This window comes from Actinoplanes sp. NPDC023714 (assembly GCF_040639855.1).
In the GTDB taxonomy this organism is placed as follows: domain Bacteria; phylum Actinomycetota; class Actinomycetes; order Mycobacteriales; family Micromonosporaceae; genus Actinoplanes.
Genome location: NZ_JBFAAR010000005.1, coordinates 101,137 through 112,952, shown reverse-complemented (window position 1 = coordinate 112,952; position 11,816 = coordinate 101,137). Strand labels below are relative to the sequence as shown.

Sequence of the window (11,816 nt, the reverse complement as noted above, 5' to 3'; positions counted from 1 at the left end):
TGAGTGAGTGCCCGTGGTCGATGTGATTCTGGTCGTGCTGATGCTGCTGTTCGCGGTCAGCGGTTATCGGCAGGGCTTCGTCATCGGCGCCTTCTCCCTCGGCGGGTTCTTCAGCGGCGTGCTGATCGGGCTCCAACTCGGACCGCTGATCGCCCGGCAGTTCGCCGACGGCACGGTGCGCCTGGTCGTGGCGCTGGCCGTCATCCTCACCTTCGCGGTCCTCGGGCAGACGCTCGCCGGCTGGCTCGGGACCAATCTGCGGCGCGGCATCTTCAGCAAGCCGTTGCAGCATCTCGACGACGCCGGCGGCGCCCTCGTCTCGGTGGTGGCGCTCCTGCTCGCCGCGTGGCTGGTCGCCGTTCCGCTCGGCTCGACCCCGTTCCCGGCGATCAACCGGGAGTTCCGCAGCAGCGCCATCCTCAGCGGCATCAACGGGCTCATGCCGGAGCAGGCCCAGGCCCTCTCCTCGGCGCTCCGCGACACCCTCGACACCAGCGGTTTCCCGGACGTGTTCGGCGGGCTGGCCCGTACCCAGGCCAAGGAGGTCGCCGAGCCCGACCCCCGGCTGAAGAACTCCAAGATCGTGCAGGAGTCGAAGAAGTCGGTGCTCAAGGTGCTGGGCGCGGCGCCGAGTTGCTCCCGGCGGATCGAAGGCACAGGCTTCGTGTACGCGAAGGAGCGCGTCATGACGAACGCCCACGTGGTGGCTGGCACGCGGGAGGTCGTCGTGGAGACGTCGCGCGGGCAGCTGGAGGGCACGGTCGTGGTGTACGACCCGAAACGCGACCTCGCCGTGCTGAACGTTCCCGGCCTCGAAGCGCCGGTCATGAAGTTCGTCAGCAAGGAAGCGGCGAGCGGGGCCAGCGCCATCGTGCTGGGCTACCCGCAGGACGGGCCGTACAACGCCCAGTCCGCCCGCGTCCGCGACGTCAGCCGCATCACCGGCCCGGACATCTACGACTCCGGCGACGTGACCCGCGAGATCTACACGATCAAGTCCCTGGTCCGCAGCGGCAACTCGGGCGGCCCCCTCATCGACCCGAACGGCGGCGTCCTGGGCGTCATCTTCGCCGCCGCGGCCGACGACAAGAACGTGGGGTTCGCCCTGACCGCCGACGAGGCCTCCTCAGTGGCCGAAGAGGGCAGGACGAGCACCAAGTCCGTGAAGACGGGCGAGTGCGCCTAGAACTCACCCGGCGTCAGGCAAGAGCCCGGCCGCGCGCTTCCGGGGCGGGCGAACGCGGGCGCTTCCGCGACGACAACACGCTGCGGCCGGCGCTTCCGCGGCGACAACAGGCTGCAGCCGCCGGCAAGAAGAGCGGCCGGCAACCCGCCTAACCAGTAGTGGTAGCGAACCGCCGCACCGTGAAGCCCGCCGCCACCGCCGAGATCAGGAAGAGGGCTATCGCGATCCACCGACCGCGATGACTTTCGGTCACCGGCTCGGCGGGAGCGGCCCAGCCGCCCGCGTTGGTGGCCGGCGAGGTGGCGACGGCGGCCTGCGGCGAGACACTCCACTGCGGGGCGGGCTCGCCGTCGCCGCCGGACGGGGCGGATTGGGCCGAGCCGGCCGCGGGGGCGCTGCCGAAACGGGCCACGCCGGGCGGGGGTGTGGTGTCGAGCGGGTTGTCGGTCACGAACGGCACGTCGGCGGTGAGGGCCGCGGTCGGGTTGACCAGGCCGAACCCGAAGACCGGGTCGCGGCCGGCCTCGCCCCGGTCGTCGGCCGTCTTGATCAGGCGGTTGACCACTTCGCCGGCCGGCATGTCGGGCCAGCGGGAGCGGATCAGCGCGGCGGCGCCGGAGACCATCGGGGCGGCGAAGCTGGTGCCCTGCACGCGCCAGTAGTCGTCGGGGCCGCGGGCGCCGACCAGGTTGGTGGCCGGCGCGGTCAGCACGGTCTCCTTGCCGGTGATCGAGCCGTCCCAGAGGGTGGTGCCGTCGCGTTCCATGCCGGCCACCGCGATCACGCCGGGCTCGCGGGCCGGGTACCACACCCCGGTGTTGTCGGCGCTCGACGAGGCGGAGGCGTTGCCGGTGCAGGCGATCACCACGACGTCCTTGGCGAAGGCGTAGTCGAGGGCCGCCGCCAGGGTGGCGCTGGAACCGCTGCCGCCGAGCGACAGGTTGATCACCTTGGCGCCGTTGTCGACCGCCCAGCGCACGCCTTTCGCCACGATCAGCGCGTCGTCGTAGCGGTTCTCCGCGTCGAGGACCCGGATCGGCAGGATCTTGGACTTGGGGGCGACGCCGACCACGCCGGCCTCGTCGTCGTTGCGGCCGGCGATGAGCGCCGCGACGGTGGTGCCGTGGCCGACCGGATCGGTCACCGTGTCGGCCTTGGTGTCCACCAGATCGCGGCCGGGCAGCACCTGGCCCTCGAGGTCGGGGTGGTGCGCGTCGACACCGGAGTCGATGACCGCGACCGTCACGCCGGCGCCGTCCGCATATGACCATGCGTTGGCGAGGTCGAGCGCCTGCAGCTGCCACTGATCGGTGCGGACCGAGTCGTCGGTGGTGATCACCGGCTCGGCGAGGACCGGGGTGCTGGCGGGCGTCGCGGCCAGCGGCTCGGAGGCGAGGGCCGGAACGGCGGGCACGGCCACGGCGAGGAGCCCGGCGAGTGTGGCGGCGCCCATCCGGTGCGAGAGCAACGAGCACCGCCTTCCGGCTCCGAGGGTGGTCAGTCGATGGAGGGAGATTACTCCCAACGGACGGCGTGTCGCTGCGGTCGACCCGGCCTAATCGCACTGTGAGTCTGCTGATTTCCCCGAATCCCGAAACGGTGGCAGATACGCCAGCTGGATGAGCCGCGTTCCCTCACGGCGGGTGATCAGGTGACCACGCCCTGCTGGTAGCGGTCCGGGTCGGACGGTGCCGAGCAACACACCCTCGTCCGGTGAGCCGGACATCACGAGTCCCGGCGCGGAGAGTTCGCGCAGCCGCTGGATCACCGGTTCGTAGAGGGCCCGTCCCGCGCCGCCGGTGCGCCGGGCGACGATCAGGTGCAGCCCGATGTCACGGGCCTGCGGGAGATGCTCCAGCAGCGGTTCGAGCGGGTTCACCGGTCCGGCCGCCACCAGGTCGTAGTCGTCGACGAGCACGAACAGCTCCGGACCGGTCCACCAGGAGCGGTCGCGCAGCCGGGCCGCGGTGATCCGAGGGCCGGGCAGCCGGCGTTCCATGTAGCCGGCGACCGACCGCAACAGATCACTGGTCTGGGACGCGTTCACGGCGTACCCGATGCGGTGTTCGGTCTCCGGCAGGTCGATCAGGCTGCGGCGGTGGTCGATCAGGATCACCCGGGCCTCACCTGGATCGAATCGGCTGGTCAGCGAGGTGGTGAGGGCGCGCAGGAAGGACGACTTGCCGCACTCCGCGTCGCCGAGCACGAGCAGGTGCGGGTCGGCCGCGAAGTCCAGCTCCACGGTGCGGAGATCGGCCTCGGCGATCCCGATCGGCACCCGCAGGCCCCGGCTTTCGATCAAGAGCCTTCTCGGGTACGGGAGGAAGTCCGGCAACAACCGCACCGGCGCCGTCACCGGGCCACGCCAGCCGTCGGCCACCGCCGCGACCAGCCCGGACGTCCCCTCCGCCGACGCCACCTCGGGCCGCACGGTGAGCAGGTGCAGCCCACGGTCCGGGTCGGCGGGGTGCTCGATCACGCCGCGGCCCGGCCGGCCCTCCGGTACGGCGGCCGCGGCCCGCCGGTGCACGTCCGAGTCGGCCGGGTCGCCGAGGCGCAGCTCCACCCGGGAACCGAAGAGGTCCCGCACGGCCGGCCGGAAGTCGGTCCACCGGGACGCCGACGCGACCAGGTGGATCCCGTACGCCAGCCCGCGCGTGGCGAGGTCGGCCAGCACCGGCTCCAGCTCCTCGAAGTCGGCCCGCAGCGTCGTCCACCCGTCCACCACCAGGAACACGTGCGCCTGGAAGGGCGCGGCCCGCCGTTCCCGCTCGGCGAGCAGCTCCACCATCTCCCCGGCGGTACGGCGGACGCCCCCGGCATCCGGCCGCCCGAAGACACTGCCGACGTGCGGCAGCCCCCGGAGCCCGGCGAGCGCGCCGCCGCCGAAGTCGAGGCAGTGGATCCGTACCTCGTCGGGGGTGTGCGTGAGAGCGAGCGCGCAGACGATCGACGCGAGCGCGGAGGACTTGCCGCTGCGCGGGCCGCCGACCACCGCGGCGTGCCCGGCCGAACCGGCGAGCCGCAGCCAGAGCACGTCCCGGCGCTGCTCGCGGGGCTTGTCGACGAGCGCGATCGGCACCTCCAGCGTCCCACGCCGGGCCGGGTCCACGACGGTGAGGCCACGCCGCGGCTCGATCAGGAGCGGGCCGAGCAGATCGTCCAGGCGGGCGGACCGGTCGAGCGGCGGCAGCCAGACCCGGTGCGCCCGCGGGCCCGGGCCGTCGAGCCGGCCGGTCAGCACGTCGGCGAGGGTCTCCTCGGCGGGGGCCTCGGCCGGGTCCGTGGCGGTGGCCGGCAGCGGAAGGCGCCGGCCGGTCCAGGGCAGCACGCGCGAGAGGCCGCCGTCCGGCCCGCGGGCGCCGCCGCCGATCCGCGTGCCGCCGTCCGGCCCGCGGGCGCCGCCGCCGATCCGGGCGCCGCCGATCCGGTCGATCGGGGAGCCGCCGATCCGGGCGCCGTCGATCGGGGAGATCCGGGGACCGCGGAACGGGCCGGAGACGTACGAGGCCCGGAACCGGATCGGCGCCTCGGTGCCGGACCGCAGGAACCCGTGCCCGGGGGAGCGCGGCAGCTCGAACGCGTCCGGCACGCCGAGCACGACCCGCGACTCCAGTGCCGAGAACGTCCGCAGCCCGATCCGGTACGACAGGTGGGTGTCCAGCCCGCGCAGCCGGCCCTCCTCGAGCCGCTGGCTGGCGAGCAGCAGGTGCACGCCGAGCGACCGGCCGAGCCGTCCGATCTGGAGGAACAGGTCGAGCAGCTCCGGCTTGCGCTGCAGCAGCTCGGCGAACTCGTCGCAGATCACCAGCAGCGACGGCATCGGCGGCAGCGGCGCCCCGGCGGAGCGGGCCCGCTCGTACTCCCGCCGGCCCGGGTGGTTGCCGGACCGGCGCAGCAGCTCCTGCCGGCGGAGCAGTTCGCCGTCGAGGGCGTCGGCCATCCGGTCGACGAGCGGCAGCGCGTCCGCCAGGTTGGTGATCAGCGCGGCGGTGTGCGGCAGCCGGTCCATCGCCGCGAAGGTGGCGCCGCCCTTGAAGTCGACGAGCACGAAGTTGAGCGTCTCCGGCGGGTGGGTGGCCGCGAGCGCCAGCACCAGGGTGCGCAGCAGCTCGGACTTGCCGGAACCGGTCGCGCCGACGAGCAGCCCGTGCGGCCCCATCCCGTCCTGCGCCGACTCCTTGAGATCTAGCTCGACCGGCCGGCCCGCGGCGTCCACCCCGATCGGCACGCGCAGAAGATCACGATCGTCCCGGGGAGCCCAGCGCCAGCCGCCGCGGTCCAGGTCCCGGCCGAGGCCCGCGCCCCGGCCGCGCTCCCCGCCCCGGCCGCGCTCCACGTCCCGGCCGCGCTCCACGTCCCGGCCTCGGTCCAGGTCCAGGTCCAGGTCCAGGCCGAGCAGCTCGAGCAGGCCCGGATCGGCGATCACCGCGGGCCCGGCCGGCTCCGCGCCGGTGGCCAGCCGCAACGGCGCGAGCTGCCGCGCGACCGCCTCGGCCTGCGCCGACTCCAGGCCGTCGGCGACGCCGGCCTCGCCGTCGTGGTCCGCCGTGCACGTCCGGAGGGCGCCGTCCGCGCCGATCGTGAGGACCAGCGTCGCGTCGTCCGGCAGCCGCGGCGGCGCGGTGTCCAGGTCGAGGACGGTCACCCCGTCCAGCCCGGGCTCGACCGCCGGCCGCTCCACCCCGTCCCGGACCACCACCACGTGCGGGACGGTCGTGGTGTATACGCCCGGCGTGGACCGGGACCGGCCGGCCAGCACGTCGTCGAGCGGGTGCCCGGTGTGCGGCAGCCACTTCGCCCACTCCCAGTCGTCGTCCCGGCCCGGCCCGGCGCAGATCGCGACGAGCAGGTCGCCCGGCGGGTGGAAGACGGTGAGCTGGACCAGGACCGCGCGGGCCAGCGCCCGGGCCCGCGCGCCGTCCGGGTCGCCGGAGCGGATCAGCACCCGGGCGAACCCGCGCAGCGACATCGCCACCGGCAGGTCCGGGACGACCGCGTACGCGTCGAGGAATCGCCGCAGCGCGCCTGCGGTCATCGGCTCGAGCTCGTCGAGCGGCGGGGCCTGCGGGGCGGTCAGCGGGGTGGCGAGCGTCTGCGGGCCGAGGCCGATCCGGACCACGCCGAAGTCGGCGTCCTCGGGCCGGCGCTCCCAGAGCCGGTGACTGGCCACCGTGGACCACAGCCGATCCGGGTCGGGATGCCGGTAGAACAGGCCGGCCCGCTGCCGGTGGGCCGTCTCCCGGGCGCGGCGGCGCAGGGCGGCGAGGTGCCGCAGATAGTCCCGCCTCGTGGCGATCATCTCGGCCCGGCGCGGCGAACCCGCCGCCCCGAGCGACATGACGAGCATGGCCAGGGAGGAGATCCCGAACAGGGCGCCCACGACGTACGGAAATGGTCCGCTCTGTCCCTGACCCATCATCATCGCCATCGCGACGGCGCCGCCCAGCATCGGCAGCGCGAGCAGCCACTGCTGCCAGCGGCCGGCCGGGATCGGCGGAATCTCCGGCGGCGGATCCACGGTGAGCTCGCCGGACGGGATCGCGGGCGCCGCACGGCGGGGCGGGCGCCGCACCATGACCGTCCCCATCGGACTCCCATCTCGATGCATTCCGTAGCGGGGCAATCACGATGCTAGGTAGAGTTCGAGACATTCCACAGCATCGATCTCATGCCTGTGGACGAGACTCCTGCACGCACGGGAGGTGCCTGGTGAGCACCGGTCTGGCTCGTGTGACGATCAGCGCCCCGCAGCGCCGGGTGGACGTCTCGCTGCCCGAGCGGGTGCCGCTCGCCGAGCTGCTGCCCGACGTGCTCAGACACGCCGGCGAGGACCTCGCCGACCAGGGCGAGAACCACTGCGGATGGGTGCTGCGGCGAGCCGACGGGATGGCCCTCGCGACCGGTCAGGGACTGGAGACCCAGGGCGTGCGCGACGGCGAGGTGCTGCACCTCGTGCCGGCCCGCGACGAGTGGCCCGAGGTGGAGTACGACGACGTGGCCGAGGCGATCGCCGAGGGCGCCCGCCGGCGGGGCGGCATCTGGACGCCGGCGGCCACCCGGACGGCCTCGCTCGTGGCGGCCGGCGTGCCGCTCGCCCTCGGCCTGCTGGCGCTCTTCCTGGCCGGTCCGGGCCACGGTGGCGCGGGGCTGATCGCGGCGGCCCTGCTCCTGCTGGGCGGTGCGATCGCCGCCCGGGGGTACGGGTCGGCGCCGGCCGGCACGGCGCTCGGCGGCTATGCGCTCGTCTACGCGTTCGCCGGAGGCGCCGGCCTCGCCGCCGCGTTCCCGGCGCCGGGCTGGAACCCGCTCGCCGGCTCGGTGGCGCTGCTGGTGGCGTCGGTGCTCGGCGCGCTCGGGATCGCGGCCGGGATGCGGATCTTCGCGGCCGGCGCGACGGCCGGCCTGCTCGGCGCGCTCACCGCGCTGCTGGCCGCCGGGACCTCGCCGGCGGCGGCCGCGGCCACCCTGATCTCGGTGCTGGTCTGCGGGCTCGGCGCGCTACCGGTGCTCGCCGTCCGGCTGAGCCGGATGCCGCTGCCCCCGCTGGCCCGGCCGTCGCGTGGCCCCGGGAGGCCGGATTCCACGGATGGCGAACCGCCGGACCGGGCCGCCGTCCACGCCGCCGTCGACCGCGCCGACGAACTGCTGACCGGCCTGATGCTCGGTCACGCGCTCGCGGCAGGCGTCGCTCTGGCCCTGCTGGCGTTCGAGGGGACGCTGTCCGCCCGCATCCTGATCGCGGTCTGCGCGACCGCGCTGATCCTGCGGGCCCGCGTCTTCGTGACCGGCCGGCTCCGCATCCCGCTGCTCGTGGCGGGCCTCGGCGGCCTCGCCGCCCTCGGCGCCGATCTGCTGATCAGCACGCCGTGGGACGCCGGGCTGCTGCCCGGCCTCACCGCGGTGGTCCTTCTGATCGCGGCGGTCACCGTCATTCCGGGTACGACGTACGAGCACCGCCGGCCGTCGCCCTACCTGAGCCAGGCCGCCGACCTGCTGGAAGGCGTCGCCGTGATCGCGGTCATCCCGATGGCCTGCGCGGTGGCCGGCCTCTACACGGCGCTCTCCGGCCTGGCCTGAACCTCCCGAAGGGGCACAGAAGCGCTGATACGACCGCACCTGCGAGGCGTGATGCCCCGCAGGTGCGGTCGTCAGCGGTGTCAGGCGGGAGCGTCGGTCAGTGGTGCTCTCCCTCGGCCTCCGCGGCCTCGGCGCGCTTGAACGACGCGCGGATCTCGTTCTCGGCCTCGATGCGGCCGACCCAGGTCGCGCCCTCGACCGACTTGCCCGGCTCCAGGTCCTTGTAGACCGTGAAGAAGTGCTGGATCTCCATCCGGTCGAACTCACCGAGGTGGTGGATGTCGCGGAGGTGCTCCTGACGCGGGTCCTCGTAAGGCACGCAGAGGACCTTGTCGTCGCGGCCCTTCTCGTCGGTCATCCGGTACATGCCGATGGCGCGGGCCCGGACCAGGCAGCCCGGGAAGGTCGGCTCCTGGATGAGCACCAGGGCGTCCAGCGGGTCGCCGTCCTGGCCCAGGGTGCCCTCGATGTAGCCGTAGTCCGCGGGATACTGTGTCGCGGTGAAGAGGGTCCGGTCGAGCCGGATGCGACCCGTCTTGTGGTCCACCTCGTACTTGTTGCGCTGCCCCTTGGGGATCTCAACCAGAACGTCGAAATCCATTATTTCGCTCCCCTTTTGCTTGCCCGCTCGATTGGGCCGGTTCACCGGGCGGGGAAGCGGGGCATGGAGCAGGCCCGCAGGATCCGCGCGCAACGGTGTGCCGGATGTCGCTAGTCTCCCCTAAGTCTGACGCCACGGGCGAGGAGGGGCGTGTGACGAGGCAAGATTCACATGAAGGCGCGGCCAATGACGGCGTGTCGAGTTCGCAATCCGGGGCCGATGAGGGTAAAAGGGCCGCCGGTCGGTCCGGCGTGCCCGCATCCGAGCCGGGCGCGGGTGTGACCCCGCCCACCCCGGGTGACCAGGCATATCGACAGCCGTTCCCCTGGCAGCAGGACGCTCCGCCGCCGAGCGGTCAGCAGGGCCGGCCGCCGGTGTCGCCGCAGTCACCCGGTTCGCCGGGCCGCGCCGCCGTTCCGGGCACCGTGCCGTGGCCCGGTTCGCCGATCTCGGATCCGACGGCCAGCTACAACTGGACCGGCGGCACCCAGCAGATGCCGGGCCGCGCTCCGGTGCCGCCCGCGTCTTCCGTGCCGCCCGCGTCTTCCGTGCCGCCCGCGTCTTCCGTGCCGCCCGCGTCGCCGGGCCGCGCCTCGGTGCCGCCGGTCGACTGGTCGCGCCCACCGGTGAGCGGCCAGGAGCCGCCCGCGCCCTCATCACCTGCGCAGCCTCCATTCGCGCAGCCCGCGTCTCCGGCGCCACACTCGCCGCAGATGCAGCCGCCTATGCCGCAATCGCCGCAGACGCAGCCGCCCACGCCGCAGCCGCCGCAGATGCCGGCGTCGTCGCCCGGGACGCCGCAGCCTCCTCGCGCCGCGCGCTCCTCCACGTCCTTCGTGATGCAGCCGGGTGCCGAGCCGGATTCCGGTCCGTCGAAGGAGAGCACCGAATACCCGCCGAGCGGCCCCGGCCCGGTCGGACCGTGGAACGCCCCGCGCAACCCGTGGAGCGCCGGCCCGCCGCGCGCCACCGACGCCGCGACGCAGCAGCACGCCGCCGTGCCGCCCGCGCCCACCACGCCGAAGGCCGCCCCGCCGAAGGCCGCCCCGCAGAGTCCGGTTCCGCCCGCGAACGACGTCACCGCCCAATTCCCGGGCGTTCGCTCGCCGGGATCCGCCTCGATCCCTGCCAAGCCCGCTGCGGCCTCCGCAGCCGCCGCCGTCCCGGCCGCGCCGGCTCGTGACGGCGACCCGTGGGGACAGCCCGGCGACGCGACCGCGCAGATCCCGAAGATCCCGCCGGCGGCACCGCAGCCTCCGATCACGCCGCCCGGGGATGGCGTGCCGGAGATCAAGCCGACGTCGGGTGGGAGCTACGGCCGGGCCTCGGTGCCTCTCAACACCACCCGCCCCACCTCGCCCGCGCCCGCCGGTCCCGCCGCGGGCACCGGCGCCGCGGCCCCGGCCGACGATGCGCCGCGGCCCGAGGAAGTGAAGACCGGGCGGAAAAAACGTACGAAAATGGTCTCGGTCCTTGCGGCTGTGGTGCTTCTGGCGCTGGTGGCCGCCGTGGGACTGGTGGTCCGCCCCGGACCTGTCGACGGATGGCTGGGCGCCGAGTCGGAGAGCACGCCCTCCGCACCGCCGCGCTCGCCCGACCCCACGCCGACGCCGGTGCTCGCCGCCGCCGAGACGGACGGCGCGACGCCGGACACCGCCGCCGTGCAGGCCGCGCTCGACCCGCTGGTGAACTCGAGCGCGCTCGGCAGCACGGTGCACGTCTCGGTGCTGGACCCGGTCACCTCGACGGTGCTGTACGCGAAGAACGCCGACGTGCCGACCACCCCGGCCTCGACCACGAAGCTGCTGACCGCGGCGACCGCGCTGGCCGCCCGCGGGCCGGCCTACCGGCTGGCCACCCGCGTGGTGGCCGGCGAGAACCCGGGCGAGGTCGTCATCGTCGGCGCCGGCGACCCGACCATGTCGGTGGACGGCAACCAGCTGTTCCCCGGCGCGGCCCGGCTCGACAAGCTCGCCGAGCAGGTCAAGAAGGCGCTCGGGGACACTCCGGCGACGCGGGTCTACGTGGACATGTCGCTCTACGAGGGCCCGGAGACGGCGACCGGCTGGGGTTCCAGCGACATCGGGGACGGCCAGGTCGCCCGGATCCAGCCGTTCATGACGAACGGCGGCCGGATCGACCCGGTGCACAACGAGTTCGGCGGCGACCCGCGGTACTCGAACCCGGCGAACGCGGCGGGCAAGCTCTTCGCGGGGGCCATCGGCGTCTCCGCGGCGGTCCGGGCCGGCAAGGCGCCCGAGCCCGCCGCCGGGGCCGCTAGTGCCGCGCCGGACGCGTCCGCCCCGGCGGCCGGCGCCTGGACCCCGGGCAAGGAGCTCGGCAAGGTCGAGTCGCCGCCGCTCGTGCAGATCGTCGACTGGATGCTCCAGCAGAGCGACAACGTGCTGGCCGAGGCGGTCGCGCGGCAGGTGGCGCTGGCCGCCGGCAAGCCGGCGAGCTTCGAGGGCGCCTCGGAGGCGATGCTGGCGAAGCTGGAGGAGCTGGGCCTGCCGTCGGACGAGGCCAATCTGTACGACGGCAGCGGCCTCTCCCGGAACAACGGCATCAGCCCGACCCTGCTCGTGCGGACGCTCGCGCTCGCCGCGAACGGCTCCGACGCGAAGCTGAGCGCGCTCTTCAACGGCCTGCCGGTGGCCGGCTGGTCGGGGACGCTGCGCACCAGGTTCGTGACGCCGAGCCCGAACCAGGAGGCCCAGGGCATCGTCCGCGCCAAGACCGGGACGCTGAGCGGGGTCAACACGCTGGCCGGCGTGCTGGTCAACAAGGACGGACGGGTCATGGTCTTCGCGATCATGGCGGTCGGCGGCGCGAGCGCCATCTCGGCGAGGGCGGCTCTCGACAAGGTCGCGGCCCGGCTGGTGGAGTGCGGCTGCTGAACCGGGGGTTTCACCGGAGTGCCGGATGGATCGGCCCGGGTACGGTGGGCTG

Annotated in this window: 7 protein-coding genes; 3 read left to right on the top strand and 4 right to left on the bottom strand. The window is 74.1% G+C overall.

The features are described from left to right. Positions 1 to 7 precede the first annotated feature (7 nt). Positions 8 to 1,186, top strand: a complete 1,179-nt coding sequence (locus AB0G10_RS23290; RefSeq protein ID WP_360925311.1) for a MarP family serine protease — start codon at positions 8 to 10, stop codon at positions 1,184 to 1,186. 148 nt (positions 1,187 to 1,334) lie between these two features. On the opposite strand, the gene mycP is transcribed toward AB0G10_RS23290, so the two are convergent. Then, positions 1,335 to 2,639: a type VII secretion-associated serine protease mycosin gene (gene mycP / locus AB0G10_RS23285; protein WP_360925308.1), complete on the bottom strand. Its 1,305-nt coding sequence runs from the start codon at positions 2,637 to 2,639 to the stop codon at positions 1,335 to 1,337. A 102-nt stretch (positions 2,640 to 2,741) separates the two neighbouring features. Further along, complete coding sequence (eccCb, locus tag AB0G10_RS23280; RefSeq protein ID WP_360925305.1) at positions 2,742 to 6,776, bottom strand: type VII secretion protein EccCb; 4,035 nt, start codon at positions 6,774 to 6,776, stop codon at positions 2,742 to 2,744. Between the two features lie 122 nt (positions 6,777 to 6,898). On the opposite strand from eccCb, the gene eccD reads away from it, so the two are divergent. Then, complete coding sequence (eccD, locus tag AB0G10_RS23275) at positions 6,899 to 8,266, top strand: type VII secretion integral membrane protein EccD (RefSeq protein WP_360925302.1); 1,368 nt, start codon at positions 6,899 to 6,901, stop codon at positions 8,264 to 8,266. A 97-nt stretch (positions 8,267 to 8,363) separates the two neighbouring features. Here eccD and AB0G10_RS23270 read toward each other — a convergent pair whose 3' ends face one another. Both AB0G10_RS23270 and AB0G10_RS23265 read right to left on the bottom strand, forming a co-directional pair. Beyond that, positions 8,364 to 8,867 carry an inorganic diphosphatase gene (locus tag AB0G10_RS23270; RefSeq protein ID WP_360925299.1) on the bottom strand — a complete coding sequence of 168 codons (504 nt, stop codon included), beginning with the start codon at positions 8,865 to 8,867 and terminating at the stop codon, positions 8,364 to 8,366. 466 nt (positions 8,868 to 9,333) lie between these two features. Beyond that, the gene (locus AB0G10_RS23265; RefSeq protein ID WP_360925296.1) at positions 9,334 to 9,696 is read right to left on the bottom strand and encodes a hypothetical protein; all 363 of its coding nucleotides are present in this window, start codon (positions 9,694 to 9,696) and stop codon (positions 9,334 to 9,336) included. 10 nt (positions 9,697 to 9,706) lie between these two features. On the opposite strand from AB0G10_RS23265, the gene dacB reads away from it, so the two are divergent. Then, a complete protein-coding gene (dacB, locus tag AB0G10_RS23260; protein WP_360926434.1) occupies positions 9,707 to 11,764 on the top strand; it encodes a D-alanyl-D-alanine carboxypeptidase/D-alanyl-D-alanine-endopeptidase in 2,058 nt (685 codons plus the stop codon). Positions 11,765 to 11,816: the final 52 nt, after the last annotated feature.

Excerpts from the sequence above, each read along its gene's own strand:
- dacB (WP_360926434.1), top strand. The coding sequence starts at position 9,707 with ATGCAGCCGGGTGCCGAGCCGGATTCCGGTCCGTCGAAGGAGAGCACC.
- mycP (WP_360925308.1), bottom strand. The coding sequence starts at position 2,639 with ATGGGCGCCGCCACACTCGCCGGGCTCCTCGCCGTGGCCGTGCCCGCC.
- eccCb (WP_360925305.1), bottom strand. The coding sequence starts at position 6,776 with ATGGGGACGGTCATGGTGCGGCGCCCGCCCCGCCGTGCGGCGCCCGCG.
- AB0G10_RS23270 (WP_360925299.1), bottom strand. The coding sequence starts at position 8,867 with ATGGATTTCGACGTTCTGGTTGAGATCCCCAAGGGGCAGCGCAACAAG.